Genomic DNA, 24,016 nt, shown 5'->3' on the forward strand with positions numbered 1-24,016 from the left:
CAAAAAGGGATTTTTTTTACGTGATTCAAAGCCTCGTCCTGGTCGTTTGGCTCGCGCTGTGCGCTGTGCAAGATATCCGTCTACGTCAGGTCTCCAACCGTTTGACCCTCGGCGCAGCCTTGCTGGCGCTGGGTTACCTGTTCTGGAGCGGTACGACCTGGCTCGGTGCACCGGCTGTCGAGGGCGGTGTGGCCTTTGTCCTGGCGTTGTTGTTCACCCTGCCGGGGTACGCGCTGGGCCGCCTGGGCGCCGGTGACGTGAAGCTGATCGCGGCATTGGGGCTGGCAACCGACTACCTCTACGTACTGGGCACTTTTATCGGCGCCGGCCTCGCGAGCGCAGCCTGGCTGTTGCTGGCGCCCAGGGTGTGGCCGCTGATGAATCAAGGGCTTAGGAATACCTTGCAGTACCTTGATCCGGCACATTCGGCCAGGCAGCCGTTCGTGCCGTTTTTACTGATCGGTTTTTGCCTGTCCTGGTTTTGGATCCCATTAGTCGCCACGTAGGGTATCGCTATGTACATAGTAGGAAAGTACGTCTACGTTTATGGGTAAGTTGTATAGGAAAAATGGTCGGAATGGATACATCGGTCCTTTTGCTTGCCAGGCATGGAGTAGCGCGTGAACAAGCTTACCTCTCAAGTGAAAGTGCTCGTGGTGGACGATCAGCCTTTGATCGTGGAAGAGCTTTGCGAATTTCTTGAAAGCAACGGTTACCGTTGCGTCCCTTGCGCATCCAGCCAGGAAGCCATCGAGCGTTTTCGCGACGATGCCGAGATCGGCCTGGTGCTGTGCGATCTGCATATGCCCGAGATGGATGGCATCGAACTGGTCCAGGCCCTGCAACACCTGGCCGGCAAGCAACGGGTCTTTGAGGCCATCATGCTGACCGGGCGTGCAGACAAGCAGGACGTGATCAAGGCCTTGCGCGCCGGGATTGCCGATTACTACCAGAAGCCGATCAATTTGGGCGAGCTGCTCGAAGGGTTGCAACGCCAGGTGGTCGCGCTGCAGGACCGGCAGAAAGATCTCGACCTGGGGCACCTGAACCAGAAGCTGCAGTTTCTCTCGGCGTCCATCGATGACCTTTATCATGACCTCGACAAGGTGCGCAGCAGTCCGCAATCCGGCCTGTCGACTGAAGCCGAGGGTGAAGTCAGCGACACTGACCGGGTTGAAATACCGGCGATCTTCAATCAGTTGTCGCCCCGCCAACTGGATGTTGCAAGGCTGGTAGGCAAGGGCCAGACCAACTACCAGATTGCCTGTGAGCTGGGCATCACTGAAAACACCGTGAAACTCTACGTGTCCCAGGTGCTGCGCCTGACCCATATGCACAACCGAACCCAGTTGGCGCTGGCGTTATCGCCGAACAATTCTGCGGCGCGCCAGCGCGTCACTGCGCATTAGTTGCTGCCGCTTGGGGTGTTGCCGCCCAGTTTCTGGTCGTAGTACTCAGGAATAGTGTGTTTGTAACTGTCCAGCAGGCGTTGCATGGCCAGGTCGCGTTCAGCGGGCGTGGCCTTTTGCGGGGTGGAAGACGCCCGTTCGCCACTGACCTGCAGTTGCAGCCAGCCTTCGGTCTGTTTTTGCTGTGGCGAAGAAGGCCCCGGCTCAATAGCCAGCACCGTCAGCGGCAGGCTGGCGAACAGCAGCGTGGCGAGCAGTGTGAGTTTCATCGTGTGTACTCCCTTCAGAGACCTATTTGACCGGCGCTTGCAGCACGTCGCCTACGGTTGCGACCTGATCTTTTGGCGCTGTCGTCGGTGAGACGGGCGCCTTGAGTTGCTGCGCCCGGGCCTGGGCTTGCGTCACTTGTTCCGGGCTCAGGCCCATGCGGTTGGCCACTTGTGCGGCTTGTTCCCAGTTGTCCTGGTAAATCATCAGCGTCACGAGGTTGAGCGCGGCCAGTTGGTCGCTCTGCTTGAGTTCCATCGCCGTGAGGAATTCGAAGCGCGCGTCTTCCAGGCGCCGTTGATTGAGGTACACCACGCCCAGGTCGTTGCGGATTTTCTCATCGGTGGGCGACATCCTGGCCGCGCGTTGCAAGTGCGCCATGGCCTGGCCGTTGTCTCCCCTGGCCGCTGCCAGCTGGCCGAGCCCGTGCTCGCCTTCGGCAGCCATGCAGGTGCCGAGCAGGCTGCGGTACAACGGTTCGGCTTCGCTGCGGCCCAGCAGGCGGTACACCTTGGCCTGGCGCTGGCGCACCTGGGGCAGGTTGTCCGGCAGGTTTTGCAGGTTGGCCAAGCTGGCGTGCAGCTTGCCCTCGTTGGCCATGTCGTCGGCCAGGTTCAGCGATAACTCCTGATCGGAGTTGGGCTTGGCACAACTGCCCTGCGCGCTGAAACCCGCCCACGGCAGTTGCCCGTTACTGGCGCAACCACTCAACAACAACAGGCTGCAGGCGACCATCAATGTCTTCATTGCATGTCCTCTCAAGGCACGAAGGCTTTGGCGATGGCGATAAAGCCAGGGCCGGCCAATACGATCAGTAATGCGGGAAACAGGAACAGCATCATCACCACGGACATTTTGGCGGACATCTTGGAAATGTATTCCTGCAGGCGGGTCAGGCGCCGGTCATCCAGCAACTGCTTGAGCGATTGCAGCGACTTCATCGCCCCGCCGCCCTGATGCAGAAGTTGCTGGAGGATCAGGCACGTGTCGCTGAGTTCATCCACGTCCAGCATCTGGCTGGCCTTGTTCAATTCCTCCCCCAGTTCCAGCCCGGAATCGACGCGTGCCAGCACCAGGCGCAGTTCGGCGGTCAGTACCGGCAGCAACTTTTGCGCGTCGTAGGCCATGACCCGCAGCGCTTGCTCCACGGCCATGCCTGACTCAAACAGAATGCGCACCAGGGGGATGAAGGTCGCTACTTCCCGGGAGATTTTCCCCTGGCGCCTTTTGGCGAGTGCCACCAGTATTCGCTTGGGCAGCAAGTAGCCAATGATCAGGCCCAGCAGGGAGATCACCCACCCATGCTCGGTGCCGGGAAAGAACAGCTCCAGTGTCATCGCGGTCAGGCCCAGCAAAACTATCGGTGAACCGATCTGGCAAGCGGCGAACATCGAGCGTTGGCTGGCTTTTCTCCAGCCCATGCGGTTGAGCAGGATTTGGGTTTCGTTATCGAGGCTGATGGTGCGCTGGCCGATCCGGGTGCTGCCCAACTGGTGCAACCACTCACTCATTTTGTCATTACGGCCTGGCTCGCCCTGCAGCCGCTGGGCGACCACGCGTTGTTGACGACGACTGCTCAGGATATTCGCCAGCAGCAGTGATAACGCGGCAAGAAACAATACGGCACTGATCAGTATCGCCATCTCAGATACTCCGCAACATGCGCCACAGCGCCACGCATCCGATGACTTGCAAAGCGAACGCACCGAGCATCAGGCGTTGGCCGCTGTGGTCATCCCACATGGCCATCAGGTACGTCGGATTAACGAGCAGGAAGTAGCCCGCGACACTCACAGGCAGTACCGCCAGCACCAGCGCGGTCACCCGGGTTTCACCGGTCATGGCGCGTAATTGCCGTGCGCCCTGGTCGCGCTCGCGGATCATCTTGATCAGGTTTTCCAGCAGCTCACTGGCGTTGCCGCCGTAGCGGTGGTTGACCTTGAGGCCCAGGGCAAACAGGCGCAATTCATCCTGTTCATAAAACTCGGCATAGTCATGAGCGGCCTCCGGCAGGCTGACACCCAATTGCACATTGCGCTTGATACGGCCCATGGACTTTTTCAACGGGTCGTCACTGGCATCGATTCCGCTCAGGATGGCGTCCGCCAGGGTGCGTCCGGATTTCAGGCTGCGTACGGCGTGATCGAGCAATTGCGGGAGTTGTTCGATCATCCGGCGCAGCCGCCGCTGGTAGCGTACGGCGATGTACAGGCGCAGTGCCAAGGGCGGTGCCGCCACCATCACAAACAAGCCTATCCACTGGCCCACGAGCCCCCCCAGCAGGGCGCCAAAGGCCCACAGGGTCAGCCACAGGCCGAGGCGCTCGGTTGGCCGGCCGAGGCCTGCACGGATAAACGTGCGTTCCAGGCTGGTGGTCACCGCGTTGTCTTTCATGGCCTGGGGTTGCCCTTCGGCCAGGCGTTCCAATACCCGGTCGGTCTGGGCCTTGCGCAAACCGTTGCGCATCAGGCCTATCCCCAGCACCAGAAGGGCCACGGCGAGCAGGGCGAGCAGAATCGGACCGATCATCGGGTTGCCTCCTACACCGGCAGGTGACCTTCGTGACGCAACTTGTCACCGGCCGGGTTGACCGCTTCGCGCAGGAAGCCAAAGCCGGTGCGCTTGTCGTGGCGAAACAGGGTGTTGGTGACGTACACGTCTTCGCGGATGCCCACCACTTCCACCACTTCGCTGACACAGCGGCGGCCATCGGGCAGGCGCGTCAGCTGGATCACCACATCCAGCGCCGCGCAGATCATTTGCCGCAGGGTTTTTTCCGCGACGACCCGGCCGGTCAGGCCCACCAGGGTTTCCAGGCGCAGCAAGGCGTCCTGGGCGTTGTTGGCGTGCACGGTACTCATCGAGCCGTCGTGACCGGTGTTCATGGCGGTCAACACATCGATGACTTCCACGCCCCGGATCTCGCCGAGGATGATCCGGTCGGGTCGCATCCGCAGGGCGTTGCGGATCAAGTCACTGGCCTTCACTTCCCCATGCCCCTCGGCATTGGGTGGGCGGGTTTCCAGGCGCACAACGTGGGGATGGCCCAGTTGCAACTCGGCCACATCTTCGATGGTGACCAGGCGCTCGCGGGGGTTGATCAACTGGCTGAGAATGTTCAGCAGTGTGGTTTTACCGGTGCCGGTACCGCCGCTGATCAGGATGTTGCAGCGCTTGCCGACGGCTTCCTTGAAAAAATCGAAAATGGCCTGGTCGATGGTTTGCATGGCCACCAGGTCGCTGCTTTTAAGCATGTCCTTGCGAAACTTTCGAATCGACAGGCACGGCCCGTCCAGGGCAATCGGCGGAATGATCGCATTGACCCGGCTGCCATCGGGCAGGCGCGCATCGACCATCGGCGACGACTCATCCAGCCGGCGTCCCAGGGGGGCGAGGATGCGCTGCATGACCCGCTCGACATGGTGGTCGTCAATGAAGCGCAAGTCACTTTGTTGCAGCAGGCCATCGCGTTCGACGAATACCCGGTGCGGGCCGTTGACCAGGATCTCGGTGACGGTCGGGTCGCGCAGCAGCACTTCCAGCGGGCCGAAACCGGTCAGCTCATCGACGATCTCTTCGGCCAGGCGCTCCATCTCATAGCGGGAAATCGCCAGGTGCATACGTGTGATGTATTCGGCCACCTTGTCGATCACAAACTGCGCCAGGGACTGGCGTGTGCCTTCCAGCAGATTTTTTCCCGAATCCTCGATGGCATCGATGATGTAGCGATGCAGCACCAGCTTCAGGCCGTCGTGATCGGTGTTGCCGACGCTGCCGCGCGGGGCGACGCCAAACAGCTTCTCGCCGTTCATTTGGTCCCCAGAAGGCGGTTGAGCCAATTGGTGGAGGGTTTTTCCAGGCCCTCGGAGCGTTTTGCCAGGCGCTCGCCCAAGCTGCGCAACGTCTGTGTCAGGGCTTCCCGTGGGGCCAGGGCGAACAGGGTCTGGGCCTGGTTCTTGGCACTCAGGCGCACTTCCGGGCTCCAGGGCAGTACGGCGATTACCTCCAGCCCGAAGCTCTTGCCCAGTGCCTCCGAGTCCGGGGCGGCCCCCTTGAGGTAGCGGTCTACCAGCAGGCGGGCATGGTCGAGTTTCATGCCTTTTTCTCGCCACAGATTGAGTACGGCCAGGTTGCGGCGGCAGTCCGGCACGCTTTGGTCGGTGCACCACAGCAGTTTGTCGCAATGGCTGACAAAGGTGCGCAAGGCTTCGCTGTCGGGTTGGCCGGTCAGGTTCACCACGATGTGCTGGAAGTGCTGGCGCAGGGCGCTGAGCAACATGTACAGCTCGGCCGCGCTGGTACGCTCCAGGAGCTCGTCGTTGTTGTGGTAGGCGAGGATGCGCAGACCGGCTTCGGCCGTGGTGAAGGCACTGTTGATCAGCGTTGAGTCCAGGCGCCGCAAGTGACGCAGGGCGTCGCCGAAATGAAAAGAACTCTCCAGCCCCAGCAGTGCGAGGCTGTCAGCGAGTGGCAGGCCCAGGTCGAGCAACAGCGTTTGCTGCCCGCTTTTTTGTACCACCAGCGCCAGGTGGCTGGCGATCAGCGCGCCGTCGGCATTGCCTTGGGTGCCGTAGAGCACGGTCAGCCCGCCTAGATGGGTATTCGGGGTGACCGCCGGCAAGCGTTTGCTCAGGCGCCGAACCAGGCCGGCAACCTCACTGGAGCGCGAGCCGTAGGCCACGAAATCCCGTGCGCCGGCGCGCATTGCGTTCAGTACAAGCTGGTTGTCCATGCCATCGCCCAAGGCGACGATGGCAAGCATCGGCTTGGCTTCCAGGGCACCTTCGATCAGGGCGCACTGGGTGGTGACGTGTTCCCGGTCCAGGCCGATGAACACCAGGTTGGCGAACGTCACGTCTACCAGTGCCAACAGCTCGTCGAGGCTGCCGGCACCGGCGCTGACCACTTGCCCCAGGGGCGCGAGCGCGCCCTGAAGCCATTCCAGATCCGTGGTGTTGCGTGTAATTGCCAAAAAGGTCTGGCTCAGGCTCTCACTCATTCGGACAGTCCACTGCGGCGGTCGAAATTGCCGTTTTCGAGGAAGTACAGGCGGTACCAGTTCGGGTCGTAATTGCGCAGTTTTTCCCCAGGCAACGAGGGCAGTTGGGCGTTGGCCGCCAAGGGCTGCACGAGGTGCGGGGTGACGATCATCAGCAGCTCTTTTTCCTGGCGATTGATGCTGGAGTCGCGAAAGAACGCACCGAGGACCGGGATGTCGCCCAGCCCCGGGAATTTGCTCACGTTGGAGCTGTTGTTGGTGCTGATCAGGCCGCTGATCACGAAGCTTTCGCCGTCCGCCAGGGAGATGCTGGTGTCGGTGCGCCGGATGGTCAGCGCCGGCACGGAGATACCCTGGATGTTGACCGCGTTGCTGTAGTCCAGCTCACTGACCTCTGGCGCGACCTTCAGGGAAATCCGCCCATGGTCGATGACGGTCGGGGTCAGGGTCAGGCGAATACCGAACTCTTTGTATTCGATGGAGATGCTGTTGCTGCCGCTGCTGGGCACCGGGATCGGTACTTCACCACCGGCGAGGAAGGTCGCACTTTGGCCACTGAGTGCCACCAGGCTCGGCCGGGCCAGGGTGTAGGCAAAGCCGCTGCTTTCCAGGGCGTTGATCATGGCCGAGACACGCCCGCCGCCAAAGCCAATGTTGAAGGTGTCGTTGTTCACCGGGAGCCCACGGAATCCTGTGGCCGCCGCGTTGGCAACATTGTTCGGGGCGCCGAACAGAAAGTTGCCGCCCCGGCCAAAGATCGAGGTGCTGGCCTCCTTGAGTTTGGTGCGGCTCACTTCCACAAAGCGGATGTCGGTTTGCACCTGGCTGGGCAGCGTCGGGTCATCGGACGGCGCCAGGGCCAGGCTGGTCAGGGCCGACGTGGCCTTGCCCTTGACGAACACCATGCTTTGGCGCGGGCTGCTGGAGCAGGCCGTCCAGACCATCAGGCTGGTGGTGCCCGAGGCGATGCCGGTGAGCAGGAACGCCTGGTTGCCGTTGACCTGCACATCGGCCACTTTCGGATCGCCAATGGCCAGCCGCGTAATCGGCACCGGCGACTGGATAGCCTGTTGAGCGCCTTCACCCACCTCCAGCACCGCCGGCAGCTGGCCCAGGCCCGTGCAGTTGCCGGGTGCTGCCAGTGCAACGCCGACGGGCAGGCTCAGGGTGAGAAGTGCCCAGAAAATTCGCGAAAAAGACCACACGAAACGACTGCTCATTCAAGGCATCCTTAGCTCTTTCAGGGCGTTTGTTGGGTAACCTGATTGCCACGTATTACTTCGACGCCTGAACGCCTTGGCGCACCATTGCCAGCGGGACTCAGGCCGTTGACGGGCGCTGTGCTGAAGGCCAGCTGGTTGAACTGGTAGAGCTCGCGCCGGGTGTTTTCCAGGTGGGTCGCGGACTCCGTTTCACCGGCCCAGTATTGGCTCAGCAGTTGTTCGTCGGCACTGCGCACAGCCAGGCGCAGTACGCCGGACTGGGCTGCGAGCATCAGCCGGCTCAGGAGCTCCTCCGGTACGGCGAGGAGTACCGTGCGCGCGCTGGCGCGACTCTGCTGCGCCTTGAGTTTTTCGTCGGGGGTGGTCGGTGGCACGGAGCCGGGCTTGCCGTCGTTGGTCAGCCCCAATTGATCGCCGACGCCCAGCAGGCGCAAGGCGGGCACCACGATTTGTGCGGACTGCTGCGGGTTGCTGGCTTCCTGGCGCAGGAAGAGCAGGACGTCCACATAGTCCCCCGGGGAGAGTTGCCCGCTGGCGCCGATCACTTCATCCACGGCGACGGCAAGCGCGCGTTCGTTAGGGCGGATCATTCGCGCCAGGGTGCCGCCGGAGTTGAAGCTCTCCTCGGTCAGCCAGGTCCCGGCCGACAGCGGCCGCCACGGGATCTTGCCCACGGCCTGGTCGAGGCTGGTGAGGCTGCCGGCGGGAACCGTGCGCAGTTTTTCCAGGGTCAGGTCGGCGGCGGTGAGCGCAACAAACGGTGCAACGTCATGGGCCAGCACCACCACGGGTTGGCGTGTCTGGTCTTCGGCGACGGGTTGCACGACTTCAGGCGTTTGGGGCACGGGCGGTGCGACAGCGGCAGGGCGGCTGAGTACCAGGCCCCAGTAGCCTGCAATCAGTGCACCTACCAACAGCAGCCCGGCGAGGATCAAGCTAATCCGACTGTTCATGAAGGCTCTCCCTTTCCTGCTGCATCCACTGCTGTTCCCACAAATGCTTGCGTATCCAATCGCTTCAAGCTTCTAACTATTTCGCTATTTGAAGGTAGTTCAGCTAAGACAAAACGCCATTACCGGGCGAAAAATATCTCCAGAAACCTCTGCGAAAGTGGGATTTTTGGCGTCAGCCGGCCGACTAATACTTTGTGATTAATCAGTTCTTACAGTTGTTGGTCTGGGGTTTGTTGACAATGCTCTAGTGGCACACCGAAATCATTTTTGTGATGCCGCGATACCAGCGCCGTGGGCGCAAAGGAGAAGTCATTATGTTCCTTGATCTTATTCGCATGGGTTTCATCAAAGTCCAGATTTTTTTCTATTCCAAAGAGGGCGCATCGGGTATCGAGTACGCACTGGTTGCGGCGATGGTTGCCGTGGCGCTGGCTGCCTTTATTACACCCATCAAGACGGCGGTAACCAACGTATTTACTTCGATACAAGGCGCCATTCATACCTGACCCAGGTACTCGCGCAAACACGTGCAGGTTCCGCTGAATGATCTATTGCGTATCAGGCATTTCCACATGAACTCCTCTTCGCCTCCCCGGCAACAAATCCTTTTGGTGGATGACGAAGAGGACGCCCTCATTGAACTGGCTGAGTCGCTGGAGAATGAGGGCTTTGTCTGTTTTACCGCGACCTCGGTCACCTTTGCTTTGCAAGAGCTGACCCTGCACCCCGATATCGCACTGGTGATTACCGACCTGCGCATGCCCGAGGAAAGTGGTATTTCCTTGATCAAGCGTCTGCGCGAACACACCGCTCGCCAGCACTTGCCGGTGATCGTCATGTCCGGCCACGCCGAGATGGATGATGTCAGTGACATGCTGCGCCTGCAGGTGCTGGACCTGTTCCGCAAGCCGATCTATCTGGTGCGCTTGATCGACACCCTCAACAACCTCTTCCCCATCCCCAAGATCAGATTGATGTAGGAGCGAGCTTGTGTGGGAGCTGGCTTGCTCGCGAAAAACGTCAACGATAACGCGGGCAGTCTGGTTCCCCGCGTTGTCTGGACGTTCTTCGCGAGCAAGCTCGCTCCCACAGGGTTCAGAGTTGGTAGCTGAAACTCAGCGTATACCGCGGCCGCCGATTGAAGCTGTCCAGGGCGATATCCGACATTGGCTTGGCCGCTTCCAGCGCGATGTTGTAGTACTTGTTATCCCCGAAGCGCAGGCCCACCGCTGCCGATGACATGTTGTTGCCCTTGGCTGGCAGTTCGTTGAACCAGGTCTTGGCCTTGTCGAGCACCACGTACGGCTGCAGGATTTTTACCCACTCACCGCTGCGGTTGAAGCTGTAGTTGACCTCATACGCCACGCCCCAGCCCTTGTCGCCCGAGCCCTGGTCATCCGGGTAACCACGCCCGAAACTCTGCCCGCCGAACGTCGCGCGTTCGCTGTCGGGCAGGGTGTCGTTGCTCCAGTAGAAGGCACCCGATGCCACGCCTTGCCAGTGGTCGAAGAACTTGTTGCTTTGTACCCCCGACAGACGCAGGCGGAAGAATTCCAGGTCCGGCTGCGTGCCTTCGATATCGCTGTGGGTACGTGCACCCAGGCCGTTGATTCCCTGGTAGAGCCCGGCGCTGAGAATCCGCAGTTGGCGGTCGTCGGACTTGCGCCAGTCGCCCTCGAACGCAAGGGCTCGCAGGTCGGTTTCCACGTCGAAGCGCAGCGGGTAGCCCACGAGTTGATAGCGGGTGGTTTGGTCCACGGCGTAAAGGCGCGTGCCGAGGGTCAATGACTCGGTGGGGGAGGCGATCAAGGGGTGGGACAGGCCGATGGAGTAGCGGTCAATCGCCTGGTGCGGCTTGAGCTCGAAGCCACCGTCCAGTTGCACATTGCTGTTGGGGTCGGCGCGATAACGTTCTGCGTTGAGCACCAACTGGCTGCCTTCGGCATTGATGAACTGGCTGTAGCCCAGGCGGTAGTAATGCTCGTCGTCCTTGCCTGGCGGGAACAGGCCGCTGAGGCTCAGTTGCTCGCCCATCGAGGTCTGGGAGTTACTGGTGGCAGCCAGCAGCGCCTGCGTGCCGCTACGGTTGTCTTCGTCCAGGCTCATGCTGGTGGTGAATGGCTTGCGGCTGGCCTGGATCTGCATGTGCGTGCCGCCATCGGTGGTGCCCGGTGGCGGTACTTGTGCCTGCAGTGTCACACCCGGGATACGCCCCATCAGCGTGGTGTAGCGCTCGAAGGTCTTGCGGGTCAGCGGGCGTTCACCCAGCAGCTTGGCCGCCAGCTTGTCGACGTAGGCCGAGACTGAACCGATGTCGCCCTTCAGGTTGTAATCCTTGATGTAACCCTCCACCAGCACCACATGCACCAGGCCGTTTTCGAAGCGCTGGTCGGGCAGGTAGGCGTAGGACAACAGGTAGCCGTCCTGCTGGTAGCGGCGGGTGATGCCGCGGGTGGCTTCGATCAGTTGGGCGAGGGTGGTTTCGTGGCCAATCAGCGGCTCGAAAACCTGGGCCACGTCCTTGAGTGGGTAGATCGTGCCGCCGTCGATTTGCAGCTTGCGGATGGTCACTTTGGTGTCCATCAACAATGGCTGGCCCTGGGTTGCCGCCGGCTCGGGCAGTTGGGTCTGTGGCGTGACCGGGCGATAGGCGTCGGCGGGGAGGTTGGGCACCGGCAGGTTGCGAATAGTGTCGTTGCTGTTGAGGAAACTGGGCAGTGTCTCGGCGTGGACACTGGCGGCAATCAGGGTGAGTAGAAACAAAGGCGTCAAGGCGCGCATAGGACACTCCATGGTCAAACTGCAGCAGCGTTTCGCGGATTCCCGCCGGGCTCTGGGGCGCGTTTCGGGAGGGCCTTTCACTGGCCAATAAAAAAGACGAGAGACTCATTGGAATCTCTCGTCTCAACCAAGCGTAGGCGCTGGAGGGGAGGCCGTCTAATGGCCAGGTGCAATTCTATTTTTTGCCGGTCAGCCCGCCGAGCAAGCCGCCCAGGCCACCACCGGTGTTTGCGTTTGCAGTGCCTCCGGCGGAGGCGCTGGCTCCCACGTTCAAGCCGCCGAGCAGGCCGCCACCGCTACTGCTGGTACCTCCGGTGACCAAGCCACCCACCGAGCCGACAGTATTACCCACTGCATTCAGGGTACCGCCTACGGCGTTGGTGATCGGGTTGGCATTGGCTGCCGTCAGGTTGGTGCCCAGACCGCTGACTGCGCCGCCGACTTGGGTCACCAGGCCGTTCACCGGTGCGCCGATACCCGTGCTGGTACCGATGTTTTGGGTCAGCCCGGCAACGCCCGTCGTCACTGGGTTCAGTGCGGCGCCGACATTGGTCGCCAGCCCCGCGACCGGAGCCGTGGCGCCGGTGTTGGCTACGCCGTTGCCGCCAATCAGGGTGCCGAGGGACGCGACGGTGTTGCCCACGGCACCCCCGGTTACGCCCGCAGCACTGACAGTGCCATTGGTGTTGCCGATATTCAGGCCGTTGCCGACGTTGGCGACGAGGCCACCGACCAGCTCAGGCAGACCCGATTGCGGGGTCGTGGTTGCCGGATTGACGTAGCCACTCGATTTATCAAGGGTGGTGCCGACGCCAGTCAACACGCCACCGACGAGTGTCCCGACTGGGTTGCCTGCACCGCCGGCACTTGCCACCTGGCCACCCAGGCCGGTGACAGTGGCGCCCACTTTATCGATCAAGCCACCGACCGGGTTGCCCAGGCCTGTCTTATTGCCCAGGTTACCCGTGGTGTTTTCCACCAGAGAGACGACGGGTACCAGTACGCTTTTACCCACCGTATTGGTCAAGCCGCCCAGTGGCCCGGTGGTGCTGGCCGTGCTCAAGGTGTCGCCAAGCATGGTCACGGTTTGGCCGACTTTATCGACCAGGCCACCTGCCGCGCCGCCTACACCGCCGGTCAAGCCTCCGACCACGGGAATGCCGCCCAACGTAGTGCCCAGGGACTTGCCGGTGTTGGACACGCCGGTACCCAGGTCGGCCACGCCATCGGCCACACCGGCAACGGTGGTGCCCAAGGCGTTGCTATTGGTGCCCAGGGTGCCCAGGCCGTTAGTCAGGCCGCTGCCGATGCTGTTGACGGCAGTGCCCGTTGCGGTGACTAACCCGCCAGCGGTAGTACCGACAATTGGCACAGTGGTCAGGGTCGTACCCAGGTCGCCCACCGCGGTGCCGACATTACCGACGACACCGCCTACAGCGCCCACTACCTGGCCGGTGACCAGAGGAGTGGTCGAACCTGTGCCACCGCCAGTGCCGCCGCCGGTGCCACCACCCGTGCCGCCGCCGGTGCCACCGCCGGTGCCGCCACCAGTGCCGCCGCCGGTGCCGCCACCAGTGCCGCCGCCAGTACCTCCGCCGGTGCCGCCACCGGTGCCGCCACCGGTGCCACCGCCAGTACCTCCGCCGGTTCCACCACCTGTGCCGCCACCAGTACCTCCATCTGTGCCGCCACCGGTGCCACCGCCAGTGCCGCCACCCGTTCCGCCGCCAGTACCACTGCCACTGCCAGCATCCGGAGATGACGCCGCGACGCTACTGTGATGACCACCACCACCGCTGCTGCAGCCTCCGAGGCTAACTGCCAGAATCAGGGCCAGCGCGGTACTTGCTTTCCACAACACGACTTGAGTTTTCATGATTGAGTTCCTTGCACCAGGTACAGCCTTTGCTGTTATCGAAGTTCGCTGTTTCTAAAGACAGCGATACATTCGTCCGTTGTGGCTATAACAGACCCGGGTGCGTTATCTCGCAATGCTCAACTTGGTATTAACGATTTATATACAGATAGAGTTAGTCTGCTTAGCGACTAATACCAAGGGTGTAGTGGGGGAGGGTGTAGACGTTGCGAGGTGTTTAAAATCATGGGGTTAATAAAGATGGCGGGCTATCGATAGCCCGCTATAACTTAGGGTGTATATATACAATTTATCAGGAGATTGGCCGCCAACGCCCCGTCATGTGTTCAATATCCCCGGCGCCCTTTAGTTGTAACTCGCCACTGGAGCCGGCGGCACTTGTCAATAAGGTTACTTCACTGGGTAAGCGCACCGGCTTTTTAAACTCGACGTCTATTTCGATATTGGCCGCAGGCAAATGTTCGCTCAGTGCGGCCAGTGTGCGTGCCGTGTTCCATAACCCATGGGCGATGGCCTGGGGGAAGCCAAACAACTTGGCAGTGAGGGCACTCAGGTGAATCGGATTGTAGTCGCCGGACACCCGGGCGTAGCGGCGGCCAACATCGGCGGGGGCTTTCCAACGGGTCAGCTCGCTTACGTTAGTGGAGGCTTGCAGGGTATTGTCCGCCGCAGCGCCATCGAGTTTCACCCCACGACAGAGCATTCGGCTTTCGGCTTCCCACAGCAGCCCCAGTGAATCCTCGACCGTGGTCACGATATCGAAGGTCGCGCCCTTGGCATGGGGCTGCAAGTTCTGCGCGTAGACACCGACGGACAGGTCACTCACACCGCCCAACGGGCGCAGGATGCGGATCCGGTTGCTCAGGTGGATCAATCCCAGCAGCGGGAAAGGAAATGCCTTGTCAGTGAGCAATTGCATCTGCAGGCCGAATGCCAGGATATGGGGATAAGTGGCCGGCAGTACCGGGCTCTCGGCAAACCCGCAGACCTTGCGATAGGCGTCCACATCCTTGGGGTTAACGCTGACCCGGCAGCGCAGCCCTTGTTGCGGCAACGTGGTACCGGTGATCTTGCGCTTGAGTGCCGCGCGCCAATACAGCGGCGGCAGGAACGGGGTGCTGCCTAATGTGTGCCACTCCATGCTTACGCTCCCAATAGACTTTGCCCGCACACCCGCAACGCTTGCCCGCTCACCGCGCCCGAGCCCGGCTGGCCGAGCCAGGCCACCGCCTCGGCGACGTCCTGGGGCAAGCCGCCCTGGCCCAGGGAGCTCATACGGCGCCCGGCCTCACGCAGGGCGAAGGGAATGTGTGCGGTCATCTGGGTTTCGATAAAACCGGGGGCCACGGCATTGATGCTGATCCCGCGCTCACCGAGCAACGGCGCCCAGGCCTGGGCCAGGCCAATCAGCCCGGCCTTGCTCGCGGCGTAGTTGGTTTGCCCGCGGTTGCCGGCGATGCCGCTGATGGATGCCAGCAGCACCACGCGACCGTTGTCGTGCAGGGTGCCGCTGTCCAGCAGCGCCTTGGTCAGCACTTGCGGCGCGTTGAGATTGACCGCCAAGACTGCGTCCCAATATTCCGGCGTCATGTTGGCCAGGGTTTTATCGCGGGTGATGCCGGCGTTGTGCACCACGATGTCGATGCCGTCCGGCAGGTGTTCGATCAGTTGGGTGGCGGCGTCTTCGGCGCAGATATCCAGGGCGATGCTGCGGGCGCCCAGGCGCGCGGCCAGGGCATCGAGGTCGGCCTTGGCTTGTGGCACGTCCAGCAGGATCACCTCGGCACCGTCACGGGCCAGGGTTTCGGCGATCGAGGCACCGATGCCGCGGGCGGCGCCGGTCACCAGGGCCTTGTGCCCGGCGAGTGGGCGCGTCCAGTCCGCGACCTGGGTCGCGCAAGGGTTCAGGCGAATGACCTGGCCGGAGATATAGGCACTTTTCGGCGAGAGGAAGAACCGCAACGCACCCTCCAATTGATCCTCGGCCCCGTCGCCCACGTACAGCAATTGCAGGACGCCGCCGCTGCGCAGCTCTTTGGCCAGCGACCGGCTGAAGCCTTCAAGGGCCCGTTGGGCACTGGCGGCAAACGGGTCGCCGAGGCTTTCCGGGGCGCGGCCAAGGATCACCAGGTGCGCGCTGTGGTCGAGGTTCTTCATCAACGGCTGAAAGAATTCCCGCAACTGCTTGAGTTGATCGGTGTGCTGCAACTCGCTGGCGTCGAATACCACGGCCTTGAGCTTGGGCCCGTGGCCGGGAATCCAGGTGGTTGCCGCCGACGGTTCGGTGCCGTAGCTATAGATAGCGTCGGTCAGCTTGTTGGCGAACGGCAGGATTTTTGTCGCCAGCGGGCCGCCGCCGATCAGCAGTGCACCCTCCACCGGGCGCAGGCGTCCGGCCTGCCAGCGTTCCAGGCGTACCGGTGACGGCAGGCCAATGGCGGCGACCAGGCGATGGCCGAGGCTTGAGTTGGCGAAGTCGATATAACGGTCAGACATGGAACGCTCTCCGAGTGCTGGGGTTCAAACGGTGGACCATCAATAGGTGAAAGTCGTTCGATTGAGCCTAGGCTAGGCTCAGAGATTCACCCCATAACCTCAAGGGAGCTTTCCATGACTCAATTGCGCCGTGTAGCGATCATTGGCGGTAACCGCATCCCCTTCGCCCGCTCCAACGGCCCTTACGCCACGGCGAGCAACCAGGCGATGTTGACCGCCGCCCTCGAAGGCCTGATCGAACGCTACAACCTGCACGGCCTGCGTATTGGCGAGGTGGCCGCCGGGGCGGTGCTCAAGCATTCCCGCGACTTCAACCTGACCCGCGAGTGCGTGCTGGGCTCGCGCCTGTCGCCGCAAACCCCGGCCTACGATATTCAGCAGGCCTGTGGCACGGGGCTGGAAGCCGCGTTGCTGGTGGCGAACAAGATTGCGCTGGGGCAGATCGAAAGCGGGATTGCCGGCGGCGTCGACACCACGTCCGACGCGCCTATCGGGGTGAATGAGGGCCTGCGCAAAATCCTGCTGCAAGCCAATCGCAGCAAATCCATGGCGGATAAACTTAAAGTCTTGTTACAACTTCGTCCCCATCACCTCAAGCCGGAGCTGCCGCGCAACGGCGAGCCGCGCACCGGGTTGTCCATGGGCCAGCATTGCGAATTGATGGCGCAGACCTGGCAGATACCCCGCGCCGAGCAGGATCAGTTGGCGCTGGAAAGCCACCAGAAAATGGCCGCGTCCTACGCCGAAGGCTGGCAAAACGATTTGCTCACGCCCTTTCTTGGCCTGACCCGCGACAACAACCTGCGCCCCGACCTGACCCTGGAAAAACTCGCCAGCCTCAAGCCCGCCTTCGAGCGCAGTGAGAAGGGCACCCTCACCGCCGGTAACTCGACGCCGCTGACCGATGGCGCCTCGCTGGTGCTGCTGGGCAGTGAAGCCTGGGCCAAGGAGCGCGGCTTGCCGATTCTCGCCTACCTGCGCGATGGCGAAGCGGCGGCGGTGGATTTCGTCAACGGCGCCGAAGGCCTGCTGATGGCGCCGGTGTACGCCGTGCCTCGCCTGCTGGCGAGGAATGGCCTGACCCTGCAGGACTTCGATTACTACGAGATTCACGAAGCCTTTGCTGCCCAAGTGTTGTGCACACTGAAAGCCTGGGAAGATCCGGAATACTGCAAGACCCGCCTGGGGCTGGACGCACCGCTGGGCTCTATCGACCGCAGCCGCTTGAACGTCAAGGGCAGCTCATTGGCCGCCGGCCATCCGTTTGCTGCCACGGGCGGGCGTATCGTCGCCAACCTGGCCAAGCTGCTGGACGCAGCCGGCAAGGGCCGGGGCCTGATCTCGATCTGCGCCGCCGGGGGCCAGGGCGTCACCGCGATTATTGAGCGCTGATCTCGGCTATGATCGGGCCGCCGGTCAATTTGGCATATTGGATGCATTCTTAAGCGGTCAAAGGTCGGTACCCTCTCCCCGCGGCGAGAGGATTGCCGTATAACGAGTGCCATACGCGTGTTTGGTAATAAAGGACCCACAATAAAAGCTGATGAAGACTCCTAAACGCATTGAACCCCTGATCGAGGACGGTCTGGTCGACGAGGTGCTGCGCCCACTCATGAGTGGTAAAGAAGCAGCTGTTTACGTGGTGCGCTGCGGCAACGAGTTACGTTGCGCCAAGGTCTACAAGGAGGCGAATAAACGAAGTTTTCGTCAGGCGTCCGAATACCAGGAAGGCCGCAAGGTCCGCAACAGCCGTCAGGCCCGGGCCATGGCCAAGGGCTCCAAGTTCGGCAAGAAAGAAACCGAAGACGCCTGGCAGAACGCTGAGGTAGCGGCGCTGTTTCGCCTGGCCGGTGCGGGCGTTCGCGTGCCCAAGCCGTACGACTTCCTCGAAGGCGTGCTGCTGATGGAGCTGGTGGCCGATGAATACGGCGACGCGGCGCCACGTTTGAACGACGTGACGCTGGAGCCGGACCAGGCCCGTGAATACCACGCCTTCCTGATTACCCAGATCGTGCTGATGTTGTGTACCGGCCTGGTGCACGGTGACCTTTCCGAGTTCAACGTGCTGCTGACGCCGACGGGCCCGGTGATCATCGACCTGCCTCAGGCGGTGGATGCCGCGGGCAACAACCACGCGTTCAGCATGCTGGAACGGGATGTGGGCAACATGGCTTCCTACTTCGGGCGCTTTGCCCCGGAATTGAAGAAGACCAAGTACGCCAAGGAGATGTGGGCGCTGTATGAAGCCGGCACTCTGCACCCGGCCAGTGTGTTGACCGGCGAGTTCGACGAACCGGAAGAGCTGGCTGACGTGGGCGGTGTTATCCGCGAGATCGAAGCGGCGCGGCTCGATGAAGAGCGTCGCCAGGCGATTCGCGCGGCAGACGATGCGCCACCGAGCAAGGCGTCGGAAGAGCCGCCACCGCCGCCCTGGATGCAGTGATCCAACGGCGAGTGGATATCCAAATGTGGGGGCGGGCTTGCTCGCGAAAGCGCTGGTTCAGTCAACTGATGTATTGACTGACACGCCGCATTCGCGAGCAAGCCCGCTCCCACATTAGGTTCCGTGCATGCCTGGTTAAACCTGCTCAGGTGCAACAACTGCCCGACGCCAACTCCCTGAGAATCGGGCAATCCGGCCGATGGTCACCCTGGCAGTGTTCCACCAAGTCCTGCACCGTATCGCGCAATTGCCCCAACTCGCGGATCTTCTGGTTCAGCTCATCGATATGCTGGCGGGCCAGCGCCTTCAGGTCGGCACTCGCACGGCCACGGTCCTGCCAGAGGGTCAGCAACTCGTGCGGCAGACGATGCGCCACCGAGCAAAGCGTCGGAAGAGCCGCCACCGCCGCCCTGGATGCAGTGATCCAACGGCGAGTGGATATCCAAATGTGGGAGCGGGCTTGCCCGCGAAAGCGCTGGTTCAGTCAACTGATGTATTGACTGACACTCCGCATTCGCGAGCAAGCCCGCTCCCACATTAGGTTCCGTGCATGCCTGGTTAAACTTGCTCAGGTGCAACAACTGCCCGACGCCAACTCCTTGAGAATCGGGCAATCCGGCCGATGGTCACCCTGGCAGTGTTCCACCAGGTCTTGCAACGTATCGCGCAATTGCCCCAGCTCGAGGATCTTCTGGTTCAGCTCATCGATATGCTGGCGGGCCAGCGCCTTGACGTCGGCACTCGCGCGTCCCCGGTCCTGCCACAGCGTCAGCAACTTGCCGACCTCTTCCAGGGAAAACCCCAGGTCCCGCGAGCGCTTGATAAACGCCAGGGTGTGCAAGTCATCGGCGCTATAAATGCGGTAGCCGCTGTCGGTGCGATGGGCGGCTTTCAGCAAGCCGATGGACTCGTAGTAACGAATCATCTTCGCGCTCAGGCCGCTTTGGCGTGCTGCTTGGCCGATGTTCATGGACGCTCGTCCTCCAGGTCCTTGGGTTTCCAGGTTTTCAACAGCAGTGCGTTGCTCACCACGCTGACACTGGACAGGGCCATGGCCGCGCCAGCCATCACCGGGTTGAGCAGGCCGAACGCCGCCAGCGGAATGCCGATCAAGTTATACACAAAGGCCCAGAACAGATTCTGTCGAATTTTCGCATAGGTCTTGCGGCTTATTTCCAGGGCTGCCGGCACCAGCCGTGGGTCGCCGCGCATCAGGGTAATACCTGCCGCGTGCATCGCCACGTCGGTACCGCCGCCCATGGCGATGCCGATGTCGGCCGCGGCCAGGGCCGGTGCGTCGTTGATGCCGTCGCCGACCATTGCCACCACGCCGGTCTTTTTCAGCTCGGCGACGGTAGCCGCCTTGTCCGCAGGCAACACCTCGGCGTGCACGTCATCTATGCCCAGGGCTTCGGCGACCACGCGGGCGCTGCCACGGTTATCGCCGGTCAGCAGGTGGCTGCTGATATGCCGAGCCTTGAGTGCCTGTATCGCCTGCAGGGCGCCCGGTTTAAGCGTGTCACCGAAGGCAAACAAACCCAGCACGCGGGGCTGCGGGCCTTGCTCGATCAGCCAGGACAAGGTGCGGCCTTCGGCCTCCCACGCACTGGCCGAGTCGGCGAGATCACCGGTGCTCAAGCCGGTTTCTTCCAGCAGGCGACGGTTGCCCAGCGCCAGTTGCCGGCCATCTAGGGTGCCTGCAATGCCACGCCCGGTAAGGGACTGGCTGGCGCTGACATCCGCGACGTTCAAACCTTGTTCGGCACAGGCATCCAGCACCGCCTTGGCCAATGGGTGTTCACTGCCGCGCTGCAGCGCGCCGGCCTGTTGCAGCAGCGCCCCTTGATTGCCGTCAATGGCGGCCAGGTGCGCAATTTTTGGTGCGCCGGAGGTCAGGGTGCCGGTCTTGTCGAACACCACGGCGCTGACTTCATGGGCGCGCTCCAGGGCTTCGGCGTCCTTGATCAGGATGCCGTGGCGGGCGGCAACGCCGGTACCGGCCATGATGGCGGTAGGTGTGGCCAGGCCAAGGGCGCAAGGGCAGGCGATCACCAATACGGTCACCGCATTGATCAGCGCGACTTCCAGCGGTGCGCCATACAGCCACCAGCCGACCAGCGTGGCCAAGGCCAGCACCAGCACCACCGGCACGAACACCTGGCTGACTTTATCCACCAGTTTCTGGATCGGTGCCTTGGCGGCCTGGGCGTCTTCCACCAGGCGGATGATCCGCGCCAGCACGCTTTCCGCGCCGAGGGCCAGGGTACGCACCAGCAGCCGGCCTTCGCCATTGATGGCGCCGCCGGTGACTGCGTCGCCAGGCTGCTTCGGCACCGGCAGGCTTTCACCGCTGATCAAGGCTTCGTCGGCGTGGCTTTGGCCTTCGACCACTTCGCCGTCCACCGGGAAGCGTTCGCCGGGTTTGACCAGCACCAGGTCATTCAGCTTGAGGGCGGTGATGGCGACGTCCTGCTCGCGGCCGTCGATTACTTGAATCGCCCGCTCGGGGCGCAAGGCTTCCAGAGCGCGGATGGCACTGGCGGTCTGGCGCTTGGCGCGGCTTTCCAAATATTTGCCCAGCAGCACCAGGGCGATCACCACCGCCGAGGCTTCGAAATACAGGTGGGGCATTGTGCCGGCGGACGCCGTGAGCCATTCATAGATACTCAGGCCGTAACCGGCGCTGGTGCCGATGGCGACCAACAGGTCCATATTGCCCGCTCCGGCGCGCACGGCTTTCCAGGCCGCGATATAGAAGCGCGCACCGAAGATGAATTGCACCGGGGTGGCCAGGGCAAATTGCACCCAGGCCGGGAGCATCCAGTGCAGCCCGAACGGTTGCACCAGCATCGGCAGCACCAACGGCGCGGCGAGCAGAATTGCCAGCAGCAGCGACCAGCGTTCATGGCTCAGGCGTTGTTCCTGGCTGGCCTGGGTGGCGGTTTCGCTTTGGGGCAGGGTGGCGGTGTAGCCGGCCTTGTCGACGGCGGCGATCAGGACGCCGGGGTCCATCTGGCCGAGCACTTCAATGTGGGCGCGTTCGTTGGCCAGGTTGACGCTGACACTTTGCACCCCGGGCACTTTGCCCAGTGCCCGTTCAACCCGCCCGGCGCAGCTGGCGCAGGTCATGCCGCTGATCGGCAGGTCGAAGGTGGTGGATCCGTTCATGGGCAGTACTCCAGGAGAGATTGCCCCTAGGATCAACCTTGACCTGTGGGGAAGGTCAAGGCGTTAGATCAATGTTTCAGTATTCCAGTGCGGCCGGTTTCAGGTACATGCCGTCCGGCCCTTGCGCGATACGCAACTTGCGCACGTCACCCGCCTTCAACGTAATGTTTTGCGCCGGTGGCGCGAGCATGCCCGGCAAGCAACCCTGGGATTGCCCCGGCAACAACTTCAGGCGCAACGACACATTCCCGGCCGGCAAGTTGAAGGAGGTGGCCTGCTCCTGGAACAGCCGCCCGGCCAACTGGTCCTGGATGTACAAGCCAATCTCGCAGTTGGTCGGCACTTCCAGGCGCTCCCGGGAAATGATCAGCACCGCATAATCTTCATCTGCGCTGGCCGGTGGCACAGTAGCAAACAAGCCCATCAGGCTGACAAGGCCAAAAAATGACCAGCGCATGGCGAATTCTCCGAGGTTCACATCGTGGATAAGTGCAGCTTGGCCGAGGGCGCGAATGAATGCCAGCCCGGCCGATGTTTTCAGAACTTGACCTTGCCATCGTGGCAAGGTCAACACTGCGGGCAACCTCATTAAAGGAGTCATGTCATGCAAGTATTCAGCGTTGAAGGAATGACCTGCGGCCACTGTGTCCGCTCGGTAACCCAGGCGGTGCAGGATAAGGACCCGGCGGCCAGCGTGCGCGTCGACCTCGCGACAAAGGAAGTCGGCGTGGAAAGCAGCCTGCTGTCGCCGGCAGAGGTGATCAACCTGATCAGTGAAGAAGGCTACAGCGCCAAGCTCGCCTGACTTTTTGAATAGTTAGCGAGCTAACTTAATGTTCAAGGCACCCGAGCCCGGCTAGACTGTTGGGCTGCCGACTCACCTGGGTGCCTGATGAACCTTCGTATAATCCTGATCTTGGGGGCCTTGAGCGCGTTCGCGCCGCTGGCCATCGACTTCTACCTGCCGGGTTTCCCGGCCATGGCCGTGGCATTCGGCACCGACGAAAAACATATTCAGCTGACCTTGGCCGTGTACTTCACGGGCCTGGCGATCGGCCAGTTGATCTATGGACCGCTGGCAGACCGTTTTGGCCGGCGCGGGCCGCTGCTCAGCGGCGTCACTCTGTTTACCCTGGCGTCCTTCGCCTGTGCGTACGCGCCGTCCCTGGAATGGCTGATCGGCGCGCGTTTCGTCCAGGCCCTGGGCGGCTGCGCGGGCATGGTGATCTCGCGGGCGGTGGTCAGCGATAAATGCGACGCGGTGGGCTCGGCCAAGGTGTTTTCCCAACTGATGCTGGTCACCGGGCTGGCGCCGATCCTCGCGCCGCTGGCGGGCGGGGTGATGGTTGGCGTCTGGGGCTGGCAGTCGATCTTCCTGGCGCTGACGGTGTTCAGTGTGATGGCGGCCATTGCGGTAGCAGTCGGGCTGCCGGAAAGCTTCCCGGCCCATCAACCGCGCCAGCCGCTGTCAGGCGCACTGCGCCAGTACGGCCGGTTGCTGTCGGACCGGGTGTACCTGGGCTATGCCTTGACCGGCGGCATCTCGATTGCCGGTATGTTTGCCTACATCGCGGGCTCGCCCTTCGTCTTTATCAAGCTTTATGGCGTGCCCGCCGAACACTATGGCTGGGTATTCGGCTCGAATGCCGCGGGCTTTATCCTGGTGGCACAGGTCAATGCGCGTTTGCTCGCGTCGCGTGGTCCGGCATTTTTGCTGTCGCGCACGGTGTGGGTTTACCTGGCGGCGGGTCTGTCGTTGCTGGCAATTACTGCGCTGCGCACGGACGCTTTGTGGCCACTGCTGGTACCGCTGTTTATCTGCATCGCCAGCCTGGGCTGCATTTTGCCCAATACCTCGGCCTGCGCCATGAGCGGGCAGGGCGCTCGGGCGGGCAGCGCGTCGGCGTTGCTCGGCTGCATTCAGTTTGGTGTGGCCGCAGGCGCAGCGTCGTTGGTCGGCGTGCTGCACGACGGCACGGCGATGCCGATGGCAATGGTCATCAGCTTGTGTGGCGTATTGGCCGTAACGTTCGCGATGCTGACCCGGCGCCTGCAGCGCCAACGGGCACTGCAAGCGGCGGACTGATCAGGATCAGCCAGCAGAGCGCTGCTGGCTTTCGGGGAATCGGTGAGGCGCCTGGATACGGGTTTGCAGGGTGTCGGCAAACGCGCGGGCCTCGGCCTCAGTGCGGAAGGTAAAGGCGTTCTGGTCGAGACGGACCTGCCATTTGTTGCCTTCGGATCTTGCTAGCGCTTTTATCAGGATCTTCATTGCTGACTTCCTCACGTAAATTGCGTGGCAAAGGCGGCCAATATAAACCCGAATACGCTCACAAATATGACAAGGATCAAGTCTCTGACTAGCGGTGTCGTCCATTACTCACATGAATAACAGACGACA

At 62.0% G+C, this 24,016-nt stretch carries 24 protein-coding genes and 1 pseudogene; 8 read left to right on the plus strand and 17 right to left on the minus strand.

Going from position 1 to position 24,016, the window contains the following annotated elements; genetic code table 11:
• Positions 1 to 20: 20 nt before the first annotated feature.
• The gene (locus tag HX807_RS02780; protein WP_003212917.1) at positions 21 to 506 is read left to right on the plus strand and encodes a prepilin peptidase; all 486 of its coding nucleotides are present in this window, start codon (positions 21 to 23) and stop codon (positions 504 to 506) included.
• Positions 507 to 620: 114 nt separating this feature from the next.
• Positions 621 to 1,409 carry a response regulator transcription factor gene (locus HX807_RS02785; protein ID WP_003212915.1) on the plus strand — a complete coding sequence of 263 codons (789 nt, stop codon included), beginning with the start codon at positions 621 to 623 and terminating at the stop codon, positions 1,407 to 1,409.
• Here HX807_RS02785 and HX807_RS02790 read toward each other — a convergent pair.
• The 8 genes from HX807_RS02790 to cpaB are packed head-to-tail and all read right to left on the minus strand — an operon-like array spanning position 1,406 to position 8,851.
• Positions 1,406 to 1,678, minus strand: coding sequence for a DUF3613 domain-containing protein (locus HX807_RS02790; protein ID WP_003212913.1), 273 nt, complete (start codon positions 1,676 to 1,678; stop codon positions 1,406 to 1,408). The genes HX807_RS02785 and HX807_RS02790 overlap by 4 nt on opposite strands.
• A 22-nt stretch (positions 1,679 to 1,700) precedes the next feature.
• Positions 1,701 to 2,423, minus strand: a complete 723-nt coding sequence (locus tag HX807_RS02795; protein ID WP_177049173.1) for a tetratricopeptide repeat protein — start codon at positions 2,421 to 2,423, stop codon at positions 1,701 to 1,703.
• Positions 2,424 to 2,434: 11 nt separating this feature from the next.
• A complete protein-coding gene (locus HX807_RS02800) occupies positions 2,435 to 3,319 on the minus strand; it encodes a type II secretion system F family protein (RefSeq protein ID WP_102605221.1) in 885 nt (294 codons plus the stop codon).
• Between the two features lies 1 nt (position 3,320).
• Positions 3,321 to 4,205, minus strand: coding sequence for a type II secretion system F family protein (locus HX807_RS02805; protein WP_003212908.1), 885 nt, complete (start codon positions 4,203 to 4,205; stop codon positions 3,321 to 3,323).
• An 11-nt stretch (positions 4,206 to 4,216) separates the two neighbouring features.
• Positions 4,217 to 5,488 carry a CpaF family protein gene (locus tag HX807_RS02810; RefSeq protein WP_003212907.1) on the minus strand — a complete coding sequence of 424 codons (1,272 nt, stop codon included), beginning with the start codon at positions 5,486 to 5,488 and terminating at the stop codon, positions 4,217 to 4,219.
• On the minus strand, positions 5,485 to 6,675 hold the full coding sequence (locus tag HX807_RS02815; protein ID WP_177049175.1) for a pilus assembly protein: 1,191 nt from the start codon (positions 6,673 to 6,675) through the stop codon (positions 5,485 to 5,487). The genes HX807_RS02810 and HX807_RS02815 overlap by 4 nt, the downstream gene beginning before the upstream one ends.
• Complete coding sequence (locus tag HX807_RS02820) at positions 6,672 to 7,895, minus strand: type II and III secretion system protein family protein (protein WP_177047661.1); 1,224 nt, start codon at positions 7,893 to 7,895, stop codon at positions 6,672 to 6,674. Before HX807_RS02820 ends, HX807_RS02815 begins: the two co-directional genes overlap by 4 nt.
• 20 nt (positions 7,896 to 7,915) lie before the next feature.
• Positions 7,916 to 8,851: a Flp pilus assembly protein CpaB gene (gene cpaB / locus HX807_RS02825; RefSeq protein ID WP_177049177.1), complete on the minus strand. Its 936-nt coding sequence runs from the start codon at positions 8,849 to 8,851 to the stop codon at positions 7,916 to 7,918.
• 314 nt (positions 8,852 to 9,165) lie between these two features.
• Here cpaB and HX807_RS02830 point away from each other — a divergent pair, with 314 nt between their 5' ends.
• Together HX807_RS02830 and HX807_RS02835 are read left to right on the plus strand one after the other, a co-directional pair.
• A complete protein-coding gene (locus tag HX807_RS02830; protein WP_102605224.1) occupies positions 9,166 to 9,357 on the plus strand; it encodes a Flp family type IVb pilin in 192 nt (63 codons plus the stop codon).
• 66 nt (positions 9,358 to 9,423) lie between these two features.
• A complete protein-coding gene (locus HX807_RS02835) occupies positions 9,424 to 9,831 on the plus strand; it encodes a response regulator (protein ID WP_102605225.1) in 408 nt (135 codons plus the stop codon).
• A gap of 115 nt (positions 9,832 to 9,946) precedes the next feature.
• Here the strand turns inward: HX807_RS02835 and HX807_RS02840 are convergent, their stop codons facing one another.
• From HX807_RS02840 to HX807_RS02860, 4 genes are all read right to left on the minus strand, one after another.
• Positions 9,947 to 11,632 (minus strand): ShlB/FhaC/HecB family hemolysin secretion/activation protein, encoded by a 1,686-nt coding sequence (locus HX807_RS02840; RefSeq protein ID WP_177049179.1) that lies wholly within the window; start codon positions 11,630 to 11,632, stop codon positions 9,947 to 9,949.
• Positions 11,633 to 11,807: 175 nt separating this feature from the next.
• Positions 11,808 to 13,508, minus strand: coding sequence for a collagen-like triple helix repeat-containing protein (locus HX807_RS02845; RefSeq protein ID WP_218174032.1), 1,701 nt, complete (start codon positions 13,506 to 13,508; stop codon positions 11,808 to 11,810).
• Positions 13,509 to 13,800: 292 nt separating this feature from the next.
• Entirely contained in the window at positions 13,801 to 14,649 is an 849-nt protein-coding gene (locus HX807_RS02855) for a MaoC/PaaZ C-terminal domain-containing protein (protein ID WP_177049183.1), read from the minus strand.
• A gap of 2 nt (positions 14,650 to 14,651) precedes the next feature.
• Positions 14,652 to 16,004: a 3-oxoacyl-ACP reductase gene (locus tag HX807_RS02860; RefSeq protein WP_177049185.1), complete on the minus strand. Its 1,353-nt coding sequence runs from the start codon at positions 16,002 to 16,004 to the stop codon at positions 14,652 to 14,654.
• A 114-nt stretch (positions 16,005 to 16,118) separates the two neighbouring features.
• Between HX807_RS02860 and HX807_RS02865 the strand changes: the two genes are divergently transcribed.
• The gene (locus tag HX807_RS02865) at positions 16,119 to 17,396 is read left to right on the plus strand and encodes an acetyl-CoA C-acetyltransferase (protein WP_087693751.1); all 1,278 of its coding nucleotides are present in this window, start codon (positions 16,119 to 16,121) and stop codon (positions 17,394 to 17,396) included.
• A gap of 151 nt (positions 17,397 to 17,547) precedes the next feature.
• Positions 17,548 to 18,447 (plus strand): PA4780 family RIO1-like protein kinase, encoded by a 900-nt coding sequence (locus tag HX807_RS02870; RefSeq protein ID WP_008438985.1) that lies wholly within the window; start codon positions 17,548 to 17,550, stop codon positions 18,445 to 18,447.
• A 145-nt stretch (positions 18,448 to 18,592) separates the two neighbouring features.
• Here HX807_RS02870 and HX807_RS02875 read toward each other — a convergent pair.
• The 4 genes and pseudogenes from HX807_RS02875 to HX807_RS02890 form a co-directional block, all read right to left on the minus strand.
• Positions 18,593 to 18,802 (minus strand): annotated as a pseudogene (locus HX807_RS02875) (MerR family DNA-binding protein); the annotation flags it as partial.
• A gap of 213 nt (positions 18,803 to 19,015) precedes the next feature.
• Positions 19,016 to 19,417, minus strand: coding sequence for a Cu(I)-responsive transcriptional regulator (cueR, locus tag HX807_RS02880; RefSeq protein WP_177049187.1), 402 nt, complete (start codon positions 19,415 to 19,417; stop codon positions 19,016 to 19,018).
• The gene (locus HX807_RS02885; protein WP_102368020.1) at positions 19,414 to 21,615 is read right to left on the minus strand and encodes a cation-translocating P-type ATPase; all 2,202 of its coding nucleotides are present in this window, start codon (positions 21,613 to 21,615) and stop codon (positions 19,414 to 19,416) included. The genes cueR and HX807_RS02885 overlap by 4 nt, the downstream gene beginning before the upstream one ends.
• Positions 21,616 to 21,691: 76 nt before the next feature.
• Entirely contained in the window at positions 21,692 to 22,072 is a 381-nt protein-coding gene (locus tag HX807_RS02890) for a hypothetical protein (protein WP_177049188.1), read from the minus strand.
• 147 nt (positions 22,073 to 22,219) lie between these two features.
• On the opposite strand from HX807_RS02890, the gene HX807_RS02895 reads away from it, so the two are divergent.
• Positions 22,220 to 22,420: a heavy-metal-associated domain-containing protein gene (locus HX807_RS02895; RefSeq protein ID WP_003211150.1), complete on the plus strand. Its 201-nt coding sequence runs from the start codon at positions 22,220 to 22,222 to the stop codon at positions 22,418 to 22,420.
• An 87-nt stretch (positions 22,421 to 22,507) separates the two neighbouring features.
• Positions 22,508 to 23,701, plus strand: coding sequence for a multidrug effflux MFS transporter (locus HX807_RS02900; protein WP_087693476.1), 1,194 nt, complete (start codon positions 22,508 to 22,510; stop codon positions 23,699 to 23,701).
• Between the two features lie 6 nt (positions 23,702 to 23,707).
• Here the strand turns inward: HX807_RS02900 and HX807_RS02905 are convergent, their stop codons facing one another.
• The gene (locus HX807_RS02905; RefSeq protein ID WP_177049190.1) at positions 23,708 to 23,887 is read right to left on the minus strand and encodes a hypothetical protein; all 180 of its coding nucleotides are present in this window, start codon (positions 23,885 to 23,887) and stop codon (positions 23,708 to 23,710) included.
• Positions 23,888 to 24,016 lie beyond the last annotated feature (129 nt).

Origin of the sequence: Pseudomonas sp. D8002 (assembly GCF_013385695.1) — a bacterium.
Classification (GTDB): domain Bacteria; phylum Pseudomonadota; class Gammaproteobacteria; order Pseudomonadales; family Pseudomonadaceae; genus Aquipseudomonas.